Here is a 24,170-nt window from a genome sequence, read left to right on the forward strand (position 1 = left end):
CGTGACCCCTTACGCCAGGCAGCGGAACAGAAGTGCCGGATCGCGGTCGGGATCGATACGCAACTTGATGCCGCCCCATTCGATGCGGGACTGTTCGCCGGTGAGGAGGTTTTCGAGTGTCGTCACATGGTGACGCCGTCCGCCGGCGTCAACTGTGAGATCGCCGAGCGGCAGCCAGCATTCCCGCACGTGGCCCGACAGCGCGATCACGACGACGACAATGCTGGCCGGATCGGCCGCCTCCTTGGCGAAGGCGATCGTCTGGCCGTCCTCGATGGCGAGAAAGCGCAAATTCGCGGTCTGCTGGAGCGCCGCGTTCTCGTTGCGGATGCGGTTGAGCGCGGCGATGTAGGGTTTGATGTTGCCCGATCTGTCCCAGTCGCGCTGCCTGATCTGGTACTTCTCGGAATCCAGATATTCTTCGCGGCCGGGAACGGCGTCGTGCTCCAGCAGCTCGAATCCGCTGTAGATGCCGTAATTGCCCGAGAGCGTTGCAGCCAGTGCGATCCGCGACTTGAAGGCCCAGGCCTCTCCGCTCTGCAGGTGAAAGGGCAACAGGTCAGGCGTGTTGACGAACATGTTCGGACGGTAGAAATCGCGTTCGGGATAGCGCGTCAGCTCGCCGAGATATTGCTCCAGCTCCCACTTTTCCGTGCGCCAGGGAAAGTATGTGAAGGACTGCGAAAAGCCGAGCTTGGCGAGGCCCTTCATCAGCTTTGGCCGTGCATACGTCTTGGAGAACAGGATCACGTCGGGATGACGGCGGCTTATGTCGCGGATCAGCCACTCCCAGAACGCGAGCGGCGCGGTGTCGTGATTGTCGATGGCGAAGATGGTTACACCCTTGTCGATCCAGAACAGCATGGCGTCGCGAAACGCATTCCACAGCCCGACGCGATCGACCGAATTGAAGTCGGGGATAACGATGTCGGAATAGGGGCCGTCCGCCGTCTTCACCGAGCGGTCGGGCCGCCATTTGAACCATTCCGGATGCTGCGTCAGCCAGGGATGATCCGGCGAGCACTGCACCGCGAAGTCCAGCGCAAGCTCGAGCCCGTATTCAAGACATGTGGCGACCAACGCGCGGAAGTCCTCGATCGTGCCGAGCTCCGGATGCAGCGCATCGTGGCCGCCCTCGGCCGAGCCGATCGCATAGGGCGAGCCGGGATCGCCTTCACGGGCCACCGGCGCATTGTTGCGCCCCTTGCGGCTGGTCTTGCCGATCGGGTGGATCGGCGTGAAGTAGAGCACGTCGAAGCCCATCGCGGCGATGTCAGGCACGCGCGCGATGCAGTCGCGCAGCGTGCCATGCCGGCCCGGCAATGCGCTCTGGCTGCGCGGCATCATCTGATACCAGGTGCTGAAGCGGGCCTTGTCGCGGTCGGCAGTCAGCGGGAAGAATGGCGAACGCGTCAGGTCCGGCCGCGACTGGCTCTCGGCCATGGCTTCGCCGAGCTCGGTCGCGAGCAGCGAGGTGATGTCGCCGTTCCTCAGGTAATCTTCGCACTGCCTGATGATGATAGCTGCGGCGTCCTGCCGCGCGCCATGCGCCTTGGTCAAAAGGCCGGCGCCCTCGATCGCATCGAGGCTGACATCGGCCCCGGTGCGCCGCTTTCGCGCGGCGGCGTGCGACCATGTAGCGAACTCGTCGGTCCAGGCTTCGATCGCGTAGACATATTGGCCGGGCTCGGGGGGCGTGAACGCGCCGGACCAGCGGTCATTGCCGTGATGGGTCATCGGCTCGCTCCGCCATTCGCGCTCCTGCTCTCCTCGCCAGATCAGCGCGGCTGAGATCACGGCCTCGCCATCGCGGTAGATGTCGGCCCAGACCTCGACCGGCTCGCCCGCGATCCGCTTCACGGCGAAACGGCCGCCGTCGATAGCGGGATAGACGTCCTCGATCAGGAAAGCGCTGCCGGCCGCGGCACTCTCGACAGTTTGAATTGTCTTGTTCACGGTGATGCCATTGACAAGAAAGCAGGAGCCCGTTTCCCTTGTCGGGAACCCACGCTTGGTACCATGATAGAAAGCCGCTTGTGTGTCATTGGTTCCCTTGGGAACGGCAAGCGCAGTTTGCGAGTTACCCCTGACTAACCTCTTCCGCGATCTCGTTATTCTCGATGCCCCTGGCCAAACAATGGCCTGCAAGCTGCGTGCCGAATGGATCTTTTAGCTCAAGCCCGGATCAAGGGCGTTCAATCCGAATTCATCGATGCCCTCGGCAAGCTGCGGGTCACCGCGCCCGAGGCCCTCAAATCCATCCTCGACGCCCTGCCGGAGAAGCGGGTCTATCGCTTCGTCAGCGGGCCGGTCGTGGTCCGTGCGCTCGGACGCCCGCGCACGGAATTGGCGTCGGTTGGCGCGCCGCCGCTGCAATGGAAAATCGCCGGCAACGGCAATGTGATCGCGGCAGGCGAGACGCGGGAGCCCGTGATCGCCTGGCCCGCGGGCCTAGCGCTCGGGTATCACCGCCTGACGCTGACCGATGCCGAAGGTGCGAGCGAAGACGTGCCGATGATCGTGGCGCCCGAGCGCTGTTTCGGCGGCGATTTCGACCGCGGCTGGCTGCTCGCCGTGCAGCTCTACAGCGTCCGCTCCGACCGCAATTGGGGCATCGGCGATTTCACCGATCTCGCCGGCCTCTTCCGGCTCGCCAAGCAGCTCGGGGCCGACGGCGTCGGGCTCAATCCGCTGCATGTCCTGTTCGACGATCACCCGGCCGATTGCAGCCCCTATTCGCCGAACAGCCGGCTTTTCCTCAACCCGCTCTATATCGACGTCGAGGCGATCCCTGAATTTTCGGCCGACCTCGTGCCCGACGCGGCCGCAACGGCCGCCCGTCTGCGCGAGGGCGACCGCGTCCCTTATACCGACATGGCGGCGCTGAAATGGCTGGGCCTGCGCGCCGCCTTTAACAGCTTCGTGACAAGCGCGAGCGAGGCGCGTCGCAAGGCGTTTGACGCCTTCCGTGCGGAGCGCGCGCCGCTGTTGTCCCGCTTTGCCTGTTTCGAGGTGATGCGGCATCGTTTCACCGGACCCTGGTGGGAATGGCCGCAAGAATGGCAGCAGCCGGACGAGGCGAAATTCGCCGAGCTGCGCAACGGCCCCGACAAGCGCGAGGTCGAGTTCGTCGAATTCGTGCAATGGACCGCCGACAGCCAGCTGCATGCGGCCAAGGAGCTGGCCAGCCAGCTCGGCATGCGGGTCGGGCTCTATCTCGATGTCGCCGTCGGCGTGCAGTCCAACGGCTTCGATGCCTGGAACGAGCAGACGGCGATCTCGCGTCATCTCGCGGTCGGTGCGCCGCCCGACGTGCTCAACACGATCGGCCAGGATTGGGGCCTTGCCGGCTTCAATGCCGGTGGGCTGGAAGCGCAATCCTTCGTCCCGTTCGCCGACATGCTCGCGGCGTCGATGCGCCATGCCGGCGCCATCAGGCTCGATCACGTGCTCGGCCTGAAACGGCTCTATCTCGTGCCGCGCGGCTTCAAGCCCGACAACGGCGCCTATGTGCAGATGCCGTTCGAGGCGCTATTGGCCGCCGTAGCGCGCGAGAGCGCAGCCCACAAATGCATCGTGATCGGCGAGGACCTCGGCACCGTGCCGGAAGGTTTCCGCGAGATGATGCAGGATTTCGGCATCTGGTCCTATCTCGTCATGATGTTCGAGCGCGACGATGCCGGCCATTTCCGCAATGTCGACCATTACCGGCCCAATGCGCTGGTGACGCTGAACACGCATGACCTGTCGACCTATGCCGGCTGGCGCTCCTTCAGCGATCTCAAGATGAAGCGCTCGCTCGGGCTCGATCCCGGCGAGAACGACCAGGCGCGCTGGGATGCGCTCGGCAGGCTCGACGAGATCCTGCGCCAGAACGGCATCAGCGCCAACGATCTCTACTCTGTGCTGGCCTTCCTGTCGCGCACGCCGTCGCGGCTGCTCGCGGTGTCGATGGAGGATCTGCTCGGCGTGATCGACCAGCCCAACATTCCCGGCACGATCGACGAGCATCCGAACTGGCGCCAGCGCCTGCCGGTCGCGCTCGACAAGATCGCGTCCAAGATCGATCTCGCAGCTTTGAAGGCTGCGACACGGGAACGTTCATTGCCCGGCGGGAATTGAGCCGCCGGGACTTGCCAGGCTCGCACGACATTGGCTCAGAGGATCGAGGACTATGCGCTGATCGGCGATTGCGAGACCGCGGCGCTGGTCGGGCGCAACGGCTCGATCGACTGGCTGTGCTGGCCGGCCTTCGATTCCGACGCCTGCTTCGCCGCCATCCTCGGTACCCACAAAAACGGCCGCTGGCTGGTCGCGCCGAGCGAGGCCGCAACCTCCATCTCGCGGCGCTATCTCGGCAACACCCTCATCCTCGAAACGCGGTTCGAGACGAAGAAAGGCACCGTCGCGCTGATCGATTTCATGCCGCTACGCGGCAAGGCGTCCGACATCGTGCGGCTGGTCCGCGGCATCCGTGGCACCGTGAAGATGCGGATGGAGCTCGTCATCCGCTTCGGCTTCGGCGCGGATATTCCCTGGGTGCGGCGGATCGACCATTCCTTGATGGCCATCGCCGGCCAGGACATGACGGTGCTGCGCACGCCGGTCGAGACCCGCGGCGAGGATCTGACCACCGTCTCGGACTTCGAGGTGAAGGAAGGCGAGACCGTGCCATTCGTGCTGACTTACGGTCCCTCGCATCTCGCCCCGCCTGCGCCGATCGATGCGGAGCTGGCGCTCCAGGAGACCGAAAAATTCTGGGAGGACTGGTGCGGCCATTGCACCCGTGACGGCGACTATCAGGAGCTGGTCCTGCGCTCGCTGATCACGCTGAAGGCGCTGACCTTCGCGCCGACCGGCGGCATCGTCGCGGCACCCACCACCTCCTTGCCGGAGAAGCTCGGAGGCAGCAGGAACTGGGACTATCGCTTCTGCTGGCTGCGCGATGCCACCTTCACGCTGCTGGCGCTGATGAACTCGGGTTACACCGAGGAAGCCCTGGCCTGGCACAATTGGCTGCTGCGCGCGGCCGCCGGCTCCCCGGCGAACATGCAGATCATGTACGGCATCTGGGGCCAGCGGCGCCTCCTGGAATGGGAGGCGGGCTGGCTCAACGGTTATGAGGGCGCGCAGCCGGTGCGCGTCGGCAATGCCGCCCACGCGCAGCTCCAGCTCGATGTCTACGGCGAATTGATCGACGCCTTCCACCAGTCGCGCATGGCGAGGCTCAAGCTCGACGACGAGACGACCTGGGCGCTGGAATGCGCCGTGCTCAATCATCTGGCCGAAGTCTGGGACCGGCCCGACCACGGCATCTGGGAGCGGCGCGGCCAGCCCAAGCACTACGTCTTCTCCAAGGTGATGACCTGGGTCGCCTTCGACCGCGGCATCAAGAGCGCCGAGACCTTCGGCTTCAAGGCGCCGCTGCTGCACTGGCGAGCGCTACGCGAAGCCATCCATCGCGATGTCTGCAACAGGGGATTCGATGCGGAGGAAAATGCGTTCGTCGAGTCCTACGGCTCGAAGATGCTCGACGCCAGCGTGCTGCTGCTGCCCGCCGTCGGCTTCCTGCCGGCGGACGACCCGCGCATCCGCGGCACCATCGCCGCGGCCGAAAAATGCCTGATGCGCGACGGTTTCGTGCTGCGGCACGACCCGCGCGAGCTGCCCCCGGACCAGCCGCCGCTCGAAGGCGCCTTCCTGGCCTGTACTCTATGGCTCGCCGATGCCTATGTGCTGTCGGGCGATCTCGACAAGGCGCAAGTTCTGCTTGACCGCGTGGTCGGCATCGCCAACGACGTCGGGCTACTGGCCGAAGAATACGATTCCGTGGCCCGCCGCCAGACCGGCAATTTCCCGCAGGCGCTGACCCACATCGCGCTGATCAACACGGCGCACAATTTGTCGGCGGCAAGGCAAGGCAGCGAGAAGCCGGCGGTGCAGCGGTCGAAGTAGTAGGAAGAGCCGTCAGGCGCTTTTGCCCCCACGAGCACGGTGCACTCCCTCTCCCGCTTGCGGGAGAGGGTTGGGGAGAGGGTGTCTCCGCAATGGGATAGCCCCCTAGAGGAGAAAGCCCTCACCCGCGCCTTCGGCGCGACCTCTCCCGCGAGCGGGAGAGGTTGCACCGAGCCCGTGGCAATCGAGTCAATCTAAGCCATTCCGCTTTAGCCCACCCCATTCCGCGTCAAGATCATCTCCATCGCCTCGGCAAAGCCGTCCTGCTCGTTGGTCGCAGTGACGTGCGTCGCCTCGTCCTTGACGTTGTCGGCGGCGTTGCCCATGGCGATCGAGGTGCCGCTGACGCGGAACATGGCGAGGTCGTTCTGCATGTCGCCGATGGTGGCGACCGCGTCGGTGGAGATGCCGAGGCGCCTGGCCATCGCTTGCACGAATGTGCCCTTGTTGAAGCCCGGCGGGGTGATGTCGAGATAATAGGTCTGCGAGCGCACCGCGGTCGCCGCGCTGCCGAGGGCTTCCTGCATCACCTTCTCGCACGCCTCGAGCCGGGCCGCGTCGGCGCTGGCGCCGACGATCTTGCAGGCGCTGGCAAGGTAGGGCGTGAAGTCAGTCACGATCGTCGGATCGGAGCGGATCGTGTGCCGCTCGTGCGCGACGTAGCTGCCGCTGGGATTGTCGATCAGCCATTTGTCGGTGGTGAACAGCCAGACGTCGGCGCCGTAGTCGCGGAGGATCTGCCAGGTGCGCTCGGCCGCACGCGCGGGAATCAGGTGCTGCTCGACCGGCCGCATCTCGGGATCGACGATCGAGGAGCCGTTGAACGGCCCAACCGGCAGCCACAGCGCCAGCGGCTCGATCAAGAAGCGCATGCCGATCGCCGGACGGCTGGAGGTGATGGTGAAACCGATGCCAGCCTGGTGCAGCCGCTGCACGGCGTTCTTCGCGCGCTCCGTCAGCGTCTTGTCCTTGGTCAGCAGCGTGCCGTCGACGTCGGAGACCACGAGTGAGATTTGGGTCATGGCAGGACCTTGGGTGTTGCGCCGAGTTTGAGCTGCCGCACGATGCCGTCCACGATCGCCTCGACGGTCTCGTCGATCGAGACGGTGATGACGTGCTCGCCCGGCTCCGGCGGCTCCAGCGTCTCGAACTGGCTGGCGAGCAGTCCGGGCGGCATGAAGTGCCCTTTGCGCTGCGCGAGCCGTTCGGCGATCAGCTCCTTGGTGCCCTTCAGGAACACGAAGCGGACGTCATCGCGTCCGCGCAGCAGCACGTCTCGATAGGCGTGCTTCAGCGCCGAGCAGGCGATGATGACGTGCTCGCCGCGGCCGCAGACCCGCGCGATTTCGTCGGCGATGGCATTCAGCCAGGGCCAGCGGTCTTCGTCGGTGAGGGGATGTCCGGCCCGCATCTTCTCGACATTGCTGGCGGGATGGAAGCTGTCGCCGTCCTCGAACCGCCAGCCGAGGCGCTCGCCGAGCGCCTTCGCGACCGTGCTCTTGCCCGAGCCCGACACGCCCATCACGATCAATGCACAGGGTGCTTCAGCGCGGCCCACGAATGTCCTCCGGAAGCGCGGCCTTGTCGACCAGCCAGACGGTCTCGCCGTTCGAGCGCGCGCGCAAGGCCGGCAGATTCTCGCCATTGCAGAGGCGCGTCAAGATCGGCCGCTTGTCGTGCCCGGCAATCTCGAACAGCATCTCGCGGCAGGAGGCCAAAGCGGGCAGGGTGAGCGAGACCCGCGGCACGAACGGCGCAACGTTCGCCTTGGGAACGCCGACGACCCAGCGTCGGGTCTCCTCGATCTCGGGGTAACCGGGAAACAGCGAGGCGGTGTGGCCGTCCGGTCCTGCGCCCATCAGGACGAGATCGAACAGCGGACGTGCGGGATCGAGCTGGTCTCCGCCATAGAAGGCCTGCAGCTCACGCGCGTAGGCTTCCGCAGCGGCATCGGGATTGTCGGCTGTGGTCGGGATCGGGTGAATATGGCCGGCGGGCGCGTGGCGATCGAGAAAGGTCGCGCGGGCGACCGCCATGTTGTTGAGGGGATCGCTGTCGGGCACGAAACGCTCGTCGCCGATGAACCAATGCACGCGCTCCCACGGAATCCTGCCGCGCCCGGCCTCGCTGCCGAGCAACTGATACAGCGTCCTCGGGCTGGAGCCGCCGGTGAGGCAGATCGCAATCCGGCCCGGATTGGCCGCGATCCGCGCCAGCACGCGTTCGGCCGCGGCGCGGGCGAGAGCTTCGGCATCGGCCTCGACGATCAGCTTCGGCTGCTCGGCCTGAGCCATCACGAGAACTTCCGCCAGCTTCGCCCGTCGCGCCGGAGCAGCTCGTCGGCGCAGGCAGGGCCGTCGCTGCCGGCTTCATAGGTTTCGATGCCGTTGCTGCCCGCGCCCTTCCAGGCATCCAGGAACGGCTGCACGGCCTGCCAGCCGGCCTCGATGCCGTCGGCGCGCTGGAACAGGATGTTGTCGCCGATCATGCAGTCGTAGATCAGCGTCTCATAGCCGGTCGAGGGATCGGCGCGGAAATAGTCGCCATAGCGGAACTTCATCTCGACGCCGTCGATGGTGATGCTCGGCCCCGGGATCTTGGCGTTGAACTGCAGCTCGATGGTCTCAGTCGGCGCGATGCCGATGGTGAGGAAGTTCTGCGACAGCCGGTCGACGTCCGTCCCTGAGAACATCGACAGCGGCGCCTGCTTGAACTTGATCGCGACTTCGGTGCGCTTGTGGCCGAGCGCCTTGCCGGTGCGCAAGTAGAACGGGACGCCGGCCCAGCGCCAATTGTCGATCATCAGCTTGAGCGCGACAAAGGTCTCGGTGGTGCTGTCGGGCTTGACGTCCGCGGTCTTGCGATAGTCCGTGATCTCGTCGTCGCCGCTGCGGCCCGCGAGATATTGCGCGCGCACCGAATTCTTCAGTGCGTCCTCCCGGCTGGGCAGCTGGATCGATGTCAGCACGTCCGCCTTCTCGGAGCGTACGGAATGTGCGTCGAAGCGGGCGGGAGGCTCCATCGCGACCAGCGACATCAGCTGGAACAGGTGGTTCGGCACCATGTCGCGCAGCGCGCCGGTGGCATCATAGAAGCCGCCGCGGTGGCCGACCCCGAGCTTCTCTTCCACGGTGATCTGGATGTGGTCGATGTGGTTGCGATTCCAGATGGGCTCGAACATGCCGTTGGCAAAGCGCAGCACCAGGATGTTCTGCACCGTTTCCTTGCCGAGATAATGATCAATCCGGTAGATCTGGTGCTCGTCCATGATCTTCAAGAGTTCGGCATTCAGCGCGCGGGCCGAGGCCAGATCGGTGCCGAACGGCTTTTCGATCACGAGCCGCCGCCAGGCGCCGTTCTCCCTCATCATGCCGGTGCGGCCGAGCTCCCGCGCGGTCGGCGCGAACGCGGCCGGCGGCGTTGCCAGATAGAACAGCCGGTTGCCGCCGGTGTCCTGCGCGCATTCCAGCGAATCCAGATGCTGGCGCAGGCGGTCGAAGGAGGGCGGATCCTTTGCGTCGGCCTCGACGAAGGTCACGCATTCCAAAAGCCTCGTCGCGATGTCGTCGTCCACCGGGCGCGTCGCGAATTGCCGCAAGCCCTTCAGCAGGCTGTCGCGCAGCTCCTCATCCGACTGGCCCCTGCGGGCGACGCCGACGACGCAGAATTTCTCCGGCAGAAGATGCTCGGCGGCCAGGTTGTAGAGCGAGGGCATCACCAGGCGATGGGTGAGATCGCCGGTGACGCCGAAGATGACGAAGGCGCAATTTTCCGGCTTGCGCTTTGGCTGCGGGTCTTTTGTCACGAATGGTCGGCCTTCGCTTGGTTACTCGTTACTTCGGCTTCGCCGCGCCCGGCTGCGTCGGCTCCTTGTGCCCGCCGAACCCTGCACGCATCGCCGAAAGAATTTTTTCGGCGAAGGTGTGTTCCTTGCGGGAACGGAAACGTGTGTAGAGCGCCGCGGTCAAAACCTCGGCCGGCACGGCCTCGTCGACCGCCGCATTCACGGTCCAGCGGCCTTCGCCGGAATCCTCCACGAAGCCGGAATATTCCGACAGTTGCGGACTGTCGGCGAGGGCGGTCGAGGTGAGGTCGAGCAGCCAGGACGGAATCACGCTGCCACGCCGCCACACTTCAGCGATGTCGGCGAGATCGAAATCGTAGCGATGATCCGCCGGCAAAGCCTCGATATTGGCATTCCTGAGGATGTCGAAACCTTCGGCATAGGCCTGCATCAGGCCGTATTCGATGCCGTTGTGGATCATCTTGACGAAATGGCCGGCGCCGACGGGCCCGGCGTGGATGTAGCCTTGCTCGACGCGGGGATCGCGGCCCTCGCGCCCCGGGGTGCGCGGAATGTCGCCGGCGCCCGGCGCGAGCGCCGCGAAGATCGGATCGAGCCGGTCGACCACCTGCTTCTCACCGCCGATCATCATGCAATAGCCGCGGTCGAGCCCCCAGACGCCGCCTGACGTGCCGACATCGACGTAATGGATGCCGCGCGCCTTCAGCGCCTTGCCGCGGCGGACGTCGTCCTGCCAGAAGGTGTTGCCGCCGTCGATGATGACGTCGCCTTCCTGCATCACGCCGGCGATCGTCTCGATCGTGGTCTCGGTGATGCGTCCTGCCGGCAGCATCACCCAGGCCGTGCGCGGCCGCTCCAGCTTGGCGACGAACTCTTCCAGCGTCGCCGAGCCGACCGCGCCGTCGGCGGCAAGGCCCGCGACGGCCTTGGCGTCCTTGTCGTAGACCACGGTCGAATGCCCGTGCCGCATCAGGCGGCGAACGATGTTGCCGCCCATTCGGCCGAGGCCGATCATGCCGAGTTGCATCTGCATTATTCCTTTAGTTCAGCGCGTCGTTGAGCGCTGCATTGAGCGCGGCAAGGCCTTTCTTGAGCCCACCCTTCAGGTGCACCCGCAGCGCACGCCGGCCGCGTTCCGTCAGCACGTCGAAATCGCCGCGCGCCTGCGCCGCCTTGATCACGCCGAAGCTCGCCTTCTGGCCCGGCACAGGCAGGTCCTTGGCGTCATCGGCGGTGATCTGGAGGAAGACGCCGCTGTCGGGCCCGCCCTTGTAGGCCTGTCCCGTCGAATGCAGGAAGCGCGGGCCGAACTCGGCGCAGGTTGCGACATGCCGCTTCTCGCGCACCTCGAGGCGCATGGCCTGAAGCGCGTCGATCGTGGCCTTGTCGCGCGCGATGTAGCCGAGCAGGGCGACGTAGTCTCCGTCGCTGGATCGCGACAGATGCGCCTTCAGCCAGGAGCCGAGATCGCCATTGGCGCCGGCGGCGCGTAGCGCCGTGGCATTGGCCTCGTCGGTGTAGAGATCGGCTTCCTTGGTGCTGACCACCGGCTCTTCCGCCGGCAGCTTGCCGGTCTTCTCGAACGCGGCGGTGAGCTCGCGGGTCTTGATCTTGGCCGCTTCGACGTCCGGCTGGTCGAACGGGTTAATGCCGAGAATGCTGCCGGCCACGGCGGTTGCCATCTCGAAGCGGAAGAATTCCTGGCCGAGATGCTCGATCGACTTCATGACGATGCGCACCACGGGGTGACCCGCCGCCTCGATCGCTGCAAGCTGGGAATCGTGTGCTGCGTCCGCTTCGCCTTCGACGCGGATGTCGATGAAGAAACGGTCGTTGCCGTAGACGGAGGGATCGCCCAGCGGCTCGCCCTCGATCGGGATCAGGCCCTTGCCCTCCTTGCCGGTCGATTCCGCGATCAGCTGCTCGGCCCAGGCGCCGAAATCGGCGATCTTCTTCGACGCCAGGATCGTCACCTTGTCGCGGCCTTCGAGTCCCGCGAGACCTATGGCAAGGCCGAGCTGCACGCCCGGGTTTTCGGACGGCGGCACATCGGGGCCACAGGAGCGGGCCATCGCCAGCGCATGCTTGACGAAGCTCTTGACGTCGATGCCCGCGGTTGCCGCCGGCACCAAGCCGAAGGGCGAGAGCACCGAATAGCGTCCGCCGATCGAGGGCTCGCCATGGAAGATGCGGGCGTAGTTCAGCTGCTTCGCCGCCTTCTCCAGCGACGAGCCGGGGTCGGTCACCGCGATGAAGCGATGCCCGGTCTTCACCTTTGCACCCACCGCCTTGGCAACCTGCTCGTGGAAATAGTCCTTCATCGCGTTCGGCTCGGTGGTGCCGCCGGACTTGCTGGAGACGATGAAGACGGTGTTGGCGATGTCGATCTTCGCCTCCATCGCCCGCACCTGTGCCGGATCGGTGGAGTCGAGCACGTGCAGCTTGGGGAAGCCGGGCTTCTTGCCGAAGGTCTCCGCCAGCACCTCGGGGCCGAGGCTGGAACCGCCCATGCCGAGCACGACGGCGTCGGAGAATTTCTGGCCCTTCACGCGGCCCGCATAGTCCTCGTAATCGGCAATGTCGGCCTGGTGCGGGCTGTCGAGCCAGCCGAGCCATTTGTCCTCGTCCGCACCGGTCCAGACCGACTTGTCGCGCTGCCACAGCCTGCGGATCTTGGCCGACGCCCGCCATTCCTCCGCGGTCTTGGCCAGCGCCTTGCCGAGCCCGTCGCCCAGCGAGAGCTGCTGGCGGTCGAGTGCGGGCCCGAGCACGACGGCGCGCTTGTGGGCGACGGCGCCGTAAAGCTTGTCGGCGGCATCCGCAAACAGCTTGACGCCGTCCTTGACCAGCTCCTCGGCGATCGCATCGAGCGAGATGCCGGAGCGCTCCAGCTCGTCCAGCACGCGCTTCGCGTCCTCGACGTTCTCCTCCAGGCTGTCGCGCGGCTTGCCGTGGTCGCGGAACGCATCCAGCGTTGCAGGCGGCACGGTGTTGATGGTGTCTGGGCCGATCAGCTCCTCGACATAGAGGACGTCGCTGTAATCCTTGTTCTTGGTGCCGGTGGAGGCCCACAGCATGCGCTGCGGCTTGGCGCCCTTGGCGGCGAGCTTCTCCCAGCGCGGGCCTGCGAACAGGCGCTTGTAGTCCTGGTAGGCGAGCTTGGCGTTGGCGATCGCCACCTTGCCCTTGAGCGCGGCGAGACGTTCCTTCTCGGACGGATCGTTGGCGCGGGCGATCTTCTCGTCCAGCTGCTTGTCGACCACCGAATCGATCCGGCTGACGAAGAAGCTGGCGACGCTGGCCACATGCGACGGATCGCCGCCGCCGGCGACGTAGGTCTCGAGACCGGCGATGTAGGCCTCGGCCACCTCGAGATAGACGGCCTTGGAGAACAGTAGCGTGATGTTGATGCTGATGCCCTCGCTGATCAGCTGCTCGATCGCCGGCAGGCCCTCCGGCGTCGCCGGCACCTTCACCATCAGGTTCTTGCGACCGACGTCCTTCCAGAGCCGCCGCGCCTCCGCGATCGTGCCCGATGTGTCCATGGCGAGATAGGGCGAGACCTCCAGGCTGACATAGCCGTCGCCGCCCTTGAGGCGGTCGTAGACCGGGCGCAGCACGTCGGCGGCGTTCTGGATGTCCTCGATCGCAACGGCCTCGAACAGGTCGGCCACGGTGCGGTCGCCGCGCTTCAGCGCCTTGCCAATCGGGGCGTCATACTCGTCCGAGCTGCCGATCGCCTTCTCGAAGATCGACGGGTTGGAGGTGACGCCCTTGACGCCGTCGGTGTCGATCAGCCGCTTCAGGTCGCCCTTGGCGATGAAGCCGCGGGCCAGGAAGTCGAGCCAGACCGCCTGTCCGTGCTTTTCCAGTTCTTTGACGGGATTCATGATGCTTATTATCTCCAAGCCTGCGGACGAGGGGTTTTCGCGAAGGTCTGACGCGCTATCCTCTAGCCTACATGCACCCGGGAGGGAACCAATCAAGGGTGCAGGAGTCATACCCTCCAGTGTAACTCCGTCGCGATCATGGCGATCCAGACGGGCAGCTTGCTGTTGCGTAAAGGTCGTTCACCATCCGGCCGATCTTAGCGCCTCGCTGTCCAGCGGGCATGTCGTCGTCATCCACTCCTTCGCATCCGCGCTCTCCGTATCGACAATGAATTTCTGCCACGGGGTTCGATAGCGGAAATCTTGCTCGAAGATTGCCGCGGTCACGAAATGATCGTGCTGAGGCCAACGCCGGACATGCGAAGAGCTCCGCAGCATCCCAAGCTGGCCGTTACGCACAGAACGATCGCGTTGTCATCCGTCGGGGTGGGCCTGGCCTGGCAGCGACTGTGACACGGTGCTGCGCGTTGCCGCGACGTACAGGCCGCCAGCACACCGCATTGCAGCAGGAAGATGAACGGGGACCGCAAGGCTTCGCCGTACAAGCGTCATAAGATCGCCGCTCCCCGATCGCTATGCTGCACCGCCGGATGGGGCCATCCCCGGGAACGCCCGGATGTGGCGACCGAGTGACATTTTCTGGAAATGAGCCAGAATAGACAGAGATTCGCACAAATTACAGGCAGGTGCCTGTTCGTAACTCATGGAGTGCCTACGTTGTGCGTTGCGTCGAGTCGCCACCCGGGTGTCCAATGATTGTCATGTGCTCACGCTGATTCGAAACGGCCTGAGGAACGGTCCGGTAACTGCTTTCGTTTCAGCTTGTAGCGGAACTCACGCGGAGAGGGATCATGTACAACGATTCTCTATTCAACGCTTTCGCTCGGTCGTTCGAGGCGAGAAGCCAGCACGACATGTCGATGGCGGAATATCTGGAATCGTGTCGAAGCGATCCCATGAAATACGCGAACGCGGCTGAACGACTGCTAGCGGCGATCGGTGAGCCTCAGACGATTGACACGGCCAAGGACCCACGCCTTGGCCGTATTTTTTTGAACCGCACCATCCGCACCTATCCAGCCTTCGCCGGCTTCTACGGCATGGAAGAAACCATCGAGCGCATCGTCGGTTTCTTCCGCCATGCGGCGCAAGGTCTCGAAGAGCGCAAGCAGATCCTCTATTTGCTCGGCCCGGTCGGCGGCGGCAAGTCCTCGCTCGCCGAGCGGCTCAAGTCGCTGATGGAAGTGCAGCCGATCTACGTGCTCAAGGCCGGCGACGAGCTCTCGCCCGTGTTCGAGAGCCCGCTCAGCCTGTTCGATCCCGATCAGCTCGGTCCGATGCTGGAGGAGAAGTACGGCATTCCGCGCCGTCGCCTCACCGGCCTGATGAGCCCGTGGTGCTACAAGCGGCTGGAAGCGTTCGGCGGCGACATTTCCCAGTTTCGGGTCGCCAAGATCCAGCCGTCGCGGCTGCGCCAGATCGCGATCGCCAAGACCGAGCCCGGTGACGAGAACAACCAGGACATCTCCTCGCTGGTCGGCAAGGTCGACATCCGCAAGCTCGAGACCTACGCCCAGAACGATCCCGACGCCTACAGCTATTCCGGCGGCCTCAACCGCGCCAACCAGGGCGTGCTCGAGTTCGTCGAGATGTTCAAGGCGCCGATCAAGATGCTGCATCCGTTGCTGACCGCAACCCAGGAAGGCAACTATATCGGCACCGAGAATATCGGCGCGATCCCGTTCACCGGCATCATCCTGGCGCACTCGAACGAGGCCGAGTGGGCGAGCTTCAAGGCCAACAAGAACAACGAAGCCTTCATCGACCGCATCTGCGTCATCAAGGTGCCCTACTGCCTCAGGGTCACCGAGGAGCAGAAGATCTACGAGAAGCTGATCCAGGGCTCCGAGCTCGCCTCGGCTCCTTGCGCGCCGTCGACGCTGGAGACGCTGGCGCGGTTCTCGGTGATGTCGCGCCTGCGCAAGCACGAGAACTCCACCCTGTTCGCCAAGATGCGGGTCTACGACGGCGAGAGCCTGAAGGAATCCGATCCGAAGGCGCGCAGCGTCCAGGAATATCGCGACGCCGCCGGCGTCGACGAAGGCATGGATGGCGCCTCGACCCGCTTCGCCTTCAAGATCCTGGCTGCGACGTTCAACCACGATCCGCAGGAGGTGGCCGCCGACGCCGTGCATCTGATGTACGCGCTGGAGCAGGCGATCCGCCGCGAGCAGCTGCCTGAGGAGACCGAGAAACGCTATCTCGAGTTCATCAAGGCCGAGCTCGCACCGCGCTACGCCGAGTTCATCGGCAACGAGATCCAGAAGGCTTATCTCGAATCCTACTCGGATTATGGGCAGAACCTGTTCGATCGCTACGTCGACTATGCCGACGCCTGGATCGAGGACCAGGACTTCAAGGATCCCGATACCGGCCAGCTGCTCGATCGCGAGCTTTTGAACCAGGAGCTGACGAAAATCGAGAAGCCGGCGGGCATCGCCAACCCCAAGGATTTCCGCAACGAGGTCGTCAAATTCTCGTTACGCTCCCGGGCCCAGAACGGCGGCAAAAACCCGACCTGGACCTCCTACGAGAAGATTCGCGATGTGATCGAAAAGCGGATATTCTCCCAGGTCGAGGACCTGCTTCCGGTCATCTCCTTCGGGTCGAAGAAGGACGGCGAGACGGAGAAGAAGCACGGCGAGTTCGTCGCACGCATGGTTGAGCGCGGCTATACCGAACGTCAGGTTCGCCGGCTCGTCGAATGGTACATGCGCGTGAAGCAGGCCGGTTGAGGCGGATGGGAGGCGAATGGTAAAGTGCCCATTCACATTATTGACAGGCGCCTGAATCCAGGCGGCAAGAGTCTTGAGAACCGCCAGCGGTTCTTGCGTCGGGCCAAATCCCTGGTGCAGGGCGCCGTCAAGAAGACCTCGCAGGAACGCGACATCAAGGACGTCCTGGAGGGTGGTGAGGTCACGATTCCACTCGACGGCATGCACGAGCCGCGTTTCCGCCGTGAAGGCGGGACGCGCGACATGGTCCTGCCCGGCAACAAGAAGTTCATCGAAGGCGACTATCTCCAGCGCTCCGGGCAGGGCAGCGCCAAGGATTCCGGTCCCGGCGAAGGCGACAGCGAGGATGCCTTCCGTTTCGTGTTGAGCCGTGACGAGTTCGTCGATCTATTCCTCGACGACCTCGAGCTTCCGGATCTCGCCAAGCGCAAGATCGCACAGACCGAGAGCGAAGGCATCCAGCGCGCCGGCTACACCATGACCGGCTCGCCCGCCAACATCTCGGTGAGCCGGACGGTGAAGCTCGCGCTCGCCCGCCGCATCGCGCTCAAGCGTCCGCGCAAGGACGAGATCGAGGAGCTGGAAGCCGCGATCGAAGCCTGCACGGACGAGGACGAGCGTGCGGCTCTCGTGGCCCGGCTCGAAACGCTGAAGGCGAAGTCCAAGCGCATCCCCTTCATCGATCCGCTCGACATCCGCTACCGGCGCTTCGAGACGGTGCCCAAGCCCGTCGCGCAGGCCGTGATGTTCTGCCTGATGGACGTCTCCGGCTCGATGTCCGAGCACATGAAGGACCTGGCGAAACGCTTCTACATGCTGCTCTACGTGTTCCTGAAGCGGCGCTACAAGCACGTCGAGATCGTCTTCATCCGCCACACCGACCGCGCCGAGGAGGTCGATGAGCAGACTTTCTTCTACGGTCCGGCCTCGGGCGGCACGCTGGTCTCCAGTGCGCTGCAGGCGATGCACGAGATCGTGCGCGAGCGCTTCAACCCGTCGGATTGGAACATCTACGCCGCGCAGGCTTCCGACGGCGACAATTCCTATTCCGACGGCGAGCTCACGGGGCTCCTCTTGACCGAGAAGATCCTGCCGGTCTGCCAGTTCTTCGCCTATCTCGAGGTCGGCGAGGCCGGCGGCAGCGCCTTCGATCTCTCCGACTCCTCGCTCTGGAGCCTCTACGAACGCCTGCGCAACAGCGGCGCCCCGCTCTCGATGCGCAAGGTCTCGGAGCGCAGCGAGATCTTCCCGGTATTCCACGATCTGTTCCAGCGCCGCGACACTGCCCAGGAGAAGGCCGCTCCATGAAGGAACGTTTGTTCGAAGGCGCCGATTGGGATTTCCACACCTTGCAGCGCATCACCGATGCCTGCGAGGAGGTGGCGCTGAAGGATCTCGGCCTCGACGTCTATCCGAACCAGATCGAGGTCATCACCGCCGAGCAGATGCTGGACGCCTATTCGTCGGTCGGCATGCCCCTGTTCTACAAGCACTGGTCGTTCGGCAAGCACTTCGCGTTCCATGAGGCGTCCTACCGCAAGGGCCTGATGGGGCTGGCCTACGAGATCGTCATCAACTCCTCGCCCTGCATCTCCTATCTGATGGAGGAGAACACGGCGACGATGCAGACGCTGGTGATCGCGCACGCCGCCTTCGGCCACAACCATTTCTTCAAGAACAATTATCTGTTCAAGCAGTGGACCGATGCCGACGGCATCCTGGACTATCTCGACTTCGCCAAGAACTACGTCATGCAGTGCGAGGATCGCTACGGCCGCATCGAGGTCGAGCGCACGCTCGACGCCGCGCACGCGCTGATGTCGCACGGCATCGACCGTTATCCCGGCAAGAAGAAGCTCGATCTGCGCGCCGAGGAGAAGCGGGCAGGGCGTCGCCGCCAGCACGAGGAGGAGGTCTTCAACGATCTCTGGCGCACCGTGCCGAAGGGCGCCGCCAAGAGCCGCTCCACGCTCAGCATCGAGCGCCGCCGCAAGCTGCTCGGCCTGCCGCAGGAGAATTTGCTCTATTTCCTGGAGAAGAGCGCGCCGCGGCTGGCGCCCTGGCAGCGCGAGCTGCTCCGCATCGTTCGCCACATCGCGCAATATTTCTATCCGCAGAGCCAGACCAAGGTCATGAACGAGGGGACGGCGACCTACGTCCATTATCGCATCATGACCAAGCTGCACGAGCAGGGTCGCATCAGCGACGGCAACTTCCTCGAATTTCTGGGGTCGCACACCAATGTGGTGTTCCAGCCCGAATTCGACGACCCGCGTTTCTCCGGCTTCAACCCCTACGCGCTCGGCTTCGCGGTGATGCAGGACATCGAGCGCATCGTCGCCAATCCCGAAGACGAGGACCGCGAGTGGTTTCCCGACATCGCCGGCAAGGGCGACGTCATGGGCGTGCTGCGCGACGTCTGGGCCAATTACCGCGATGAGAGCTTCATCGGCCAATTCCTGAGCCCGAAATTGATGCGGCACTTCCGCATGTTCCACCTGCACGACGATCCCGAGGAGCGCGCCGGCATCCGGGTCGACGCAATCCACGACGAGCGCGGCTTCCGCCGCGTCCGCCGCGAGCTGGCGCGGCAGCACGATGTCGGCTTCATCGATGCCAATATCGAGGTGGTCGACGTCGATCTCTCCGGCGACCGCCGCCTGATCCTGCATCACCACGTCATCAAGGGCTCGCAGCTCAACGAGACCGACGCCAAGCGCGTGCTCCAGCACCTGGCCGATCTCTGGACCTACGACGTCGCACTGATCGAGGTTGACGCCAACGACAAGGTCCTGCGCGAATACGTCGTCAGCCCGCGCCCGATCGCGGCGGCGGTGGCGTGACGGGGGCTGCCTACATGGGGCACCACGCGAGATGCGCATTGATGTGCCCTCGCCCCTTGCGGGAGAGGGCAGCGACGCCGGCAGACATAAGCTCACTGGGGTGAGGGGTATCTCTCCGCACTCTCCCATGCCGATGGAGACCCCTCATCCGGCGCTTCGCGCCACCTTCTCCCGCAAGGGGAGAAGGAAGGCACTTGTGGCGGCCCATCGCGTCTACGAGGCTGATCGCTTCCCCGGCTTCTTCTTGCTCGCATTCAGCTCGACCGCCGCGCGGATCAGCGCCTTCAACGCATTCTCGTTGATCGTTTCGCCCTCGCGAATATCGATCGCGCGGCGCACATTGCCGTCGAGGCTGGAATTGAAGAGACCTGCGGGATCCGCCAGCGCGGCGCCCTTGGCGAAGGTCAGCTTCACGACCTCCTTGTAGGTCTCGCCGGTGCAGATGATGCCGTCGTGCTCCCAGACGGGAACACCGCGCCATTTCCACTCTTCGACGACATCAGGGTCGGCCTCCTTGATCAGCGCGCGAACCCGCCCCAGCATCTCGCCGCGCCAGTCGCCGAGCTCCTTGATCCGGCCGTCGATCAGCTTGGATGGCGAGGCGGTACCTGCTTGCTTCGCGCTGCTCGTCTTCGCCGTCACGGGCTTCTTCATCACCGCCTCGTTCACGCGTTGCTGCGGCCGCGATAAGGCAGCGCGAACAGATAGAGCCCGGTCGCGAGCAGCGGAATCAGCGGCACCAGCGCCAGGAAGCCGATCCACACGGCCTCGACTTGCATCGTCATCGCCACGATGTTGGCGATGACGGCAAGCGTGAAAGCCATCGACAGCCAGCGATGAATCTGCCGAATCCACATAGGCGTGCTCATTGGGACCTCCTTTGAGAATGATCGGAATGGGTGGTGGAGCTAGCTCGCCCGCGCCAGCAAATCGTCCAGCTTGGCCAAAAACTGCTTCCAGCCGGCATGCGCGCCGCCGAACGCCTGTTTCTGCGTCGGGCGGAAGCCCGCCTGCTCGACGCGCAGATGCGTGCCCGCGCTCGTCGGCGTCAGCGTGAAGGTGACGATGCTCTTGAGGTCGAAGGCGGCGTCCTCATGCGAGAAATTCCAGGTGTAGGCCAGCGTCCTCTGCGGCTCGATGGTGAGCACCTCGCAGTCCAGCACGCCGCCCCATTCGCCGCGCAGATTGAAGCGATGGCCGACGACCGGCTTGAAGTCGTTCTTCATCAGCCATTCCTCGATCAGATGCGGCTGCGTCAACGCGCGCCAGAGCCGCTCGGCGGGATAGGCAAATTCGCGCTCGATCACGACGGAGCGCGTCTCGGCGGGGGCGTTCATTGGTCCATCCTCTTCAGGAGATCGTCGAGGGCATCTAACCTTTTCTGCCAGAACCCGGCCATCTGGCCGGTCCAGTCGATCAGCGGATTGAGCGCACCGGGCTGCGCGCTGTAATGGGTCTGCCGTCCTTCGTGCCGGTCGCGAACCAGGCCCGCGTGCTTCAGGGCGCCAAGATGTTTCGACACCGCCGGCTGCGATACGCCGGATCGCGCCGTGAGCGCCCCGACCGTCTGCTCCCCCTCACGGCACAGCCGCTCGAAGATCGCCCGCCGGGTCGGGTCGGCGAGCGTCCTGAACAGAAGGTCGGGGGTGGGAGGCATGAAGGATCCATAACTGTGAAGTTATGAATTAACTCATAACTGTAGAGTTATGGGTGAGTCAAGTGGACTTGGAGGGAAATGGCTGTCGCTCGCGCAACGTCCTCCGCCGTCATTGCGAGCGCAGCGAAGCAATCCAGAATCCCTCCTCGGAGACAGTCTGGATTGCTCCGTCGCAAGGGCTCCTCGCAATGACGGAGAATGTGGAGGCGCCCCGCGAAACGCTACGGCCGCAAATACAGATACCCCTGCGACTGCAGCTCGGCCAGCCGGACCACGCCGCCGTTCTCTGCGTTGACGAAGCCTGGCAGCAGCTCGCTCAGCGTCACGTTCTGCGCCTTCATCGTGTTGCCGCAGGCCGCGAGCTCGAAGCCGCCCTTGGAGAAATCACTGATCCGCTTGCTGACGTCGGGGTTGGCCTGCGCCGAGTGAAACGCCTTCAGTGCCGGGCCGTGGATCACCAGCGCGATCGTCACATGTTCTGGGCCGCCGACGCCGTCGAAGTGGTTCTGGATGTTGCCGAGCACGAAATGGACCTTCTCGGCGTCGCTGAGGTGATAGACCACCTTGAGCTTGTTCGACGGCGCGGTGGCGGTCGTGGCTTTCGCGCTGGAGGCGCCAAGCGCCGCACCCAAAGCCGAGACGGCGCTCCACAAGATGCTGCGGCGGTTCATGGCATTCTCCCTGGATTGCCTGACATTGCCTCAGGCATATCACTTGTGGCGCAGCGCCGCGAGTTCCTTGCGGTCGGTCACCAGTGAGGCGCACTCGCGATTGTCGGCGCGGTCGAGGCGAAAAATCTTGTCGTCGGCGCCGGCGGTCAGCGAATGCTCGGCGTCATCGTCCGGCTTGTTGTTCTGCCAGACCCTGACACGTTCGAGCCGCACGATCGCCGATCTGTCGTCCTTGGAGAGCGCAACGCCGATGCCGCCGCCATCGCAGTCGACGCCGCAGCCGAGGCGCACCTCGTCGCCGCTCCTTGTGAATACGGCGTGGTTGCACGAGCCGCTGGAGTCGAAATCGCCGCTGCGGTGACGGTACCTGAAGCCGAGGCGGAACGAGTGGTGCAGCTCCTTGTCCTCCTTGTCGAACTCCGCGGAGATCAGCAGCTTCATCGCGGCAACCTTCTGCTTCGGATGCCGCGCCAGATGGTCGGCATCGTAGCGGCGGACGAAGCAGGCATAGGCCTTGTCGCCGGGAGGCTTCGCATACATCCGCGTATTGAAGGTCTCGGCCTCGGCCTTGCTGGCCTCACGAATATCATCGCCGTCATCGGCCCGGGCAGCGCCGGTCAATGCAGCCAAGGCAAGGGGAAGAACAAGTGGAAGAACAAGGGCAAGCTTCATGGTCGCACCGAGCGCCTGATGGGCATCCGCCCGCCATCCGCGGGCTGGTCTGCCAATTGGTCGCAGGCGAAGTGGAGCGCGTTCAACCGTCGCACGTCGCTCGTTGTCGGGCAGCGGACACGGCGGGACTTAGTCACTGCTCCGATCAAGAAGGTTCAAGGGGTGTGACGACTTGATTGCCGGGAACCCGAACGTCGGTGCGTGCCGCGACATTGTCTCGGTTCGTCAATGTGGTAGCCTTCACAGACGACCGCCTTTGGCGCTCGTAGGCTGGGGCTGCCTTGCAAGTTTGTGGAGTCCCCCGCATGGGCGAAATTCGCAACTTCAGACCCGGAAATCACGACGAGCCGCCGCCGCACAGCGGAATGCCTCGTCGCCTCGCCGCGATCATCGTCGGTGACATCGCCTCGTACAGCCGCATGATGCAGGCCGACGAGGAAGGCACGCACGCCCGCGTCAAGCGGATCGAGCGCGACATCATCCAGCCCAGCATCATCGAGCACCATGGAAGTCTGGTGAAGACGACCGGCGACGGCTTCATCGCCGTTTTCGACAGTCCCGTGGAAGCCGTTCGATGCAGCATCGTCATCCAGCAGAATCTCGTCGGCCGCAACGCCTCGATTCCCAAGCATTCCCGGCTCGAATATCGGATTGGCGTCAATCTCGGCGACGTCATCGTGGAGCCGGACGACATCTATGGTGACGGCGTCAATATCGCCACGCGTATCGAGGGCATCGCGCAGCCGGGGCAGGTCTACATATCCGGCGCGATCTACGAGCAGATCAAGCACAAGATCGTGTGCGGTTATGAGTCACTCGGCGACCGCAAGGTCAAGAACATTACCGATCCCGTGCGCGTGTATCGCGTGCTGCCGGACGCGGATGCCGTCGGCAAGACACGAAGCCGGCGCGAGAACGTCCTGCTCTTTCTTCTGATCACGGCATTGCTGGTGATTGCCGGCTACGTGCTTTGGTACGTGCTGGTGCAGCACCGCAGCCAGGTGGGGCAACAGGCTGCCGCTCCCCCGATCGCGGCGCCGTTGGCTTCGCCGACGCCGCAGTCCGTTCCGTCGTTACCGAGCCCGGCAGCACCGGCGCCACAAGCCGCACCCGCGGCTTCTCCGTTGCCCACAACGGTGCCACCGCCCGCAGCATCGCCTTCACCGTCTCCGGCATCCAGTCCATCGGTGACGCCGGTCCGGGAACCCGAAATGATCGCCATTCGTGGCGGCAGCTTCGCGATGGGAAGCAATGACGATCCGACCGAACGACCCGTCCATCAGGTCACGATCAAGCCGTTCTCGATCGGAAAATATCCGGTGACGGTGCAGGAGTGGAACGAATGCGCTGCCGCCAAGGCGTGCGGATTCACGGCCACCGGCAAGGACGATGCTCCGGTCAGCAATGTGAGCTGGACCGATGCGCAGCAATATGTCGCCTGGCTCGCGCAAGCGACGAAGAAGCCCTACCGGCTTCCCAGCGAAGCCGAATGGGAATATGCGGCACGCGGCGGGACACAGACCAAATATTGGTGGGGCGACAAGCTCCAGCCGGGCATGGCGGGCTGCAAGGATTGCGGTGAACTTGCGGCCGAGCAGCCGGCCAAGGTCGGCAGTTTCAAGCCCAATCCATTCGGGCTTTACGACATGGGCGGCGGCATCGATCAGTGGGTCGCAGACTGCTGGCACCGGACGTATCAGGGAGCGCCCAGCGACGGCTCGGCGTGGACTAGCCCTGACTGCGGCTCTCATGTCCTGCGCTCAGGCTCCTGGAAGAACGATGCGAGATATGTGCGGCCGTCAAACCGCGGTGGATACGACACCGGTGTTCGTTACCCCACGCATGGATTCCGGATCGCGCTCAGTCCGTAGGTACTGGAGTC

Annotated in this window: 19 protein-coding genes; 6 read left to right on the plus strand and 13 right to left on the minus strand. The window is 64.4% G+C overall.

What is annotated here, in order from left to right; all coding sequences use genetic code 11:
* Positions 1-9 precede the first annotated feature (9 nt).
* The gene (locus tag I6F09_RS21705; RefSeq protein ID WP_225189003.1) at positions 10-1,956 is read right to left on the minus strand and encodes a maltotransferase domain-containing protein; all 1,947 of its coding nucleotides are present in this window, start codon (positions 1,954-1,956) and stop codon (positions 10-12) included.
* A gap of 204 nt (positions 1,957-2,160) precedes the next feature.
* On the opposite strand from I6F09_RS21705, the gene malQ reads away from it, so the two are divergent.
* Positions 2,161-4,122 carry a 4-alpha-glucanotransferase gene (gene malQ, locus I6F09_RS21710; RefSeq protein ID WP_225189004.1) on the plus strand — a complete coding sequence of 654 codons (1,962 nt, stop codon included), beginning with the start codon at positions 2,161-2,163 and terminating at the stop codon, positions 4,120-4,122.
* Between the two features lie 30 nt (positions 4,123-4,152).
* The gene (locus I6F09_RS21715) at positions 4,153-5,955 is read left to right on the plus strand and encodes a glycoside hydrolase family 15 protein (RefSeq protein WP_225189005.1); all 1,803 of its coding nucleotides are present in this window, start codon (positions 4,153-4,155) and stop codon (positions 5,953-5,955) included.
* Positions 5,956-6,164: 209 nt separating this feature from the next.
* On the opposite strand, the gene I6F09_RS21720 is transcribed toward I6F09_RS21715, so the two are convergent.
* Genes I6F09_RS21720 through I6F09_RS21745 form a run of 6 tightly spaced genes read right to left on the minus strand, consistent with a single transcriptional unit; the run spans position 6,165 to position 13,650 of the window.
* On the minus strand, positions 6,165-6,977 hold the full coding sequence (locus I6F09_RS21720) for a Cof-type HAD-IIB family hydrolase (RefSeq protein ID WP_225189006.1): 813 nt from the start codon (positions 6,975-6,977) through the stop codon (positions 6,165-6,167).
* Positions 6,974-7,513, minus strand: coding sequence for a gluconokinase (locus I6F09_RS21725; RefSeq protein ID WP_225189007.1), 540 nt, complete (start codon positions 7,511-7,513; stop codon positions 6,974-6,976). The genes I6F09_RS21720 and I6F09_RS21725 overlap by 4 nt, the downstream gene beginning before the upstream one ends.
* A complete protein-coding gene (gene pgl, locus I6F09_RS21730; protein ID WP_225112110.1) occupies positions 7,500-8,249 on the minus strand; it encodes a 6-phosphogluconolactonase in 750 nt (249 codons plus the stop codon). Before pgl ends, I6F09_RS21725 begins: the two co-directional genes overlap by 14 nt.
* Entirely contained in the window at positions 8,249-9,760 is a 1,512-nt protein-coding gene (gene zwf / locus I6F09_RS21735) for a glucose-6-phosphate dehydrogenase (protein WP_036007281.1), read from the minus strand. Before zwf ends, pgl begins: the two co-directional genes overlap by 1 nt.
* Before the next feature lie 28 nt (positions 9,761-9,788).
* Entirely contained in the window at positions 9,789-10,787 is a 999-nt protein-coding gene (gnd, locus tag I6F09_RS21740; protein ID WP_057026081.1) for a phosphogluconate dehydrogenase (NAD(+)-dependent, decarboxylating), read from the minus strand.
* 13 nt (positions 10,788-10,800) lie between these two features.
* On the minus strand, positions 10,801-13,650 hold the full coding sequence (locus I6F09_RS21745) for a bifunctional transaldolase/phosoglucose isomerase (protein ID WP_225189008.1): 2,850 nt from the start codon (positions 13,648-13,650) through the stop codon (positions 10,801-10,803).
* Between the two features lie 851 nt (positions 13,651-14,501).
* Between I6F09_RS21745 and I6F09_RS21750 the strand changes: the two genes are divergently transcribed.
* From I6F09_RS21750 to I6F09_RS21760, 3 genes are read left to right on the plus strand one after another with little or no spacing between them, the layout of a single operon-like run.
* Positions 14,502-16,445 (plus strand): PrkA family serine protein kinase, encoded by a 1,944-nt coding sequence (locus I6F09_RS21750; RefSeq protein ID WP_036007284.1) that lies wholly within the window; start codon positions 14,502-14,504, stop codon positions 16,443-16,445.
* A 30-nt stretch (positions 16,446-16,475) separates the two neighbouring features.
* Positions 16,476-17,753: a YeaH/YhbH family protein gene (locus I6F09_RS21755; RefSeq protein WP_193374965.1), complete on the plus strand. Its 1,278-nt coding sequence runs from the start codon at positions 16,476-16,478 to the stop codon at positions 17,751-17,753.
* The gene (locus I6F09_RS21760; RefSeq protein WP_225112114.1) at positions 17,750-19,288 is read left to right on the plus strand and encodes a SpoVR family protein; all 1,539 of its coding nucleotides are present in this window, start codon (positions 17,750-17,752) and stop codon (positions 19,286-19,288) included. The genes I6F09_RS21755 and I6F09_RS21760 overlap by 4 nt, the downstream gene beginning before the upstream one ends.
* Positions 19,289-19,501: 213 nt before the next feature.
* Here the strand turns inward: I6F09_RS21760 and I6F09_RS21765 are convergent, their stop codons facing one another.
* The 6 genes from I6F09_RS21765 to I6F09_RS21790 form a co-directional block, all read right to left on the minus strand.
* A complete protein-coding gene (locus I6F09_RS21765) occupies positions 19,502-19,942 on the minus strand; it encodes a DUF1801 domain-containing protein (RefSeq protein WP_225189009.1) in 441 nt (146 codons plus the stop codon).
* Between the two features lie 11 nt (positions 19,943-19,953).
* Positions 19,954-20,157 carry a hypothetical protein gene (locus I6F09_RS21770; RefSeq protein ID WP_036007290.1) on the minus strand — a complete coding sequence of 68 codons (204 nt, stop codon included), beginning with the start codon at positions 20,155-20,157 and terminating at the stop codon, positions 19,954-19,956.
* Between the two features lie 39 nt (positions 20,158-20,196).
* Complete coding sequence (locus tag I6F09_RS21775; RefSeq protein ID WP_036007293.1) at positions 20,197-20,625, minus strand: SRPBCC domain-containing protein; 429 nt, start codon at positions 20,623-20,625, stop codon at positions 20,197-20,199.
* Positions 20,622-20,945, minus strand: a complete 324-nt coding sequence (locus I6F09_RS21780; protein WP_225189010.1) for a metalloregulator ArsR/SmtB family transcription factor — start codon at positions 20,943-20,945, stop codon at positions 20,622-20,624. Before I6F09_RS21780 ends, I6F09_RS21775 begins: the two co-directional genes overlap by 4 nt.
* A 221-nt stretch (positions 20,946-21,166) precedes the next feature.
* Positions 21,167-21,616, minus strand: coding sequence for a DsrE family protein (locus I6F09_RS21785; RefSeq protein WP_225189011.1), 450 nt, complete (start codon positions 21,614-21,616; stop codon positions 21,167-21,169).
* Between the two features lie 39 nt (positions 21,617-21,655).
* Positions 21,656-22,288 carry a hypothetical protein gene (locus I6F09_RS21790; RefSeq protein ID WP_225189012.1) on the minus strand — a complete coding sequence of 211 codons (633 nt, stop codon included), beginning with the start codon at positions 22,286-22,288 and terminating at the stop codon, positions 21,656-21,658.
* A 305-nt stretch (positions 22,289-22,593) separates the two neighbouring features.
* On the opposite strand from I6F09_RS21790, the gene I6F09_RS21795 reads away from it, so the two are divergent.
* Positions 22,594-24,159 (plus strand): SUMF1/EgtB/PvdO family nonheme iron enzyme, encoded by a 1,566-nt coding sequence (locus tag I6F09_RS21795; RefSeq protein ID WP_225134506.1) that lies wholly within the window; start codon positions 22,594-22,596, stop codon positions 24,157-24,159.
* The last annotated feature ends 11 nt before the right edge of the window (positions 24,160-24,170 follow it).

Origin of the sequence: Bradyrhizobium sp. IC3195, assembly GCF_020193585.1 — a bacterium.
GTDB classification, from domain to species: domain Bacteria; phylum Pseudomonadota; class Alphaproteobacteria; order Rhizobiales; family Xanthobacteraceae; genus Bradyrhizobium; species Bradyrhizobium yuanmingense.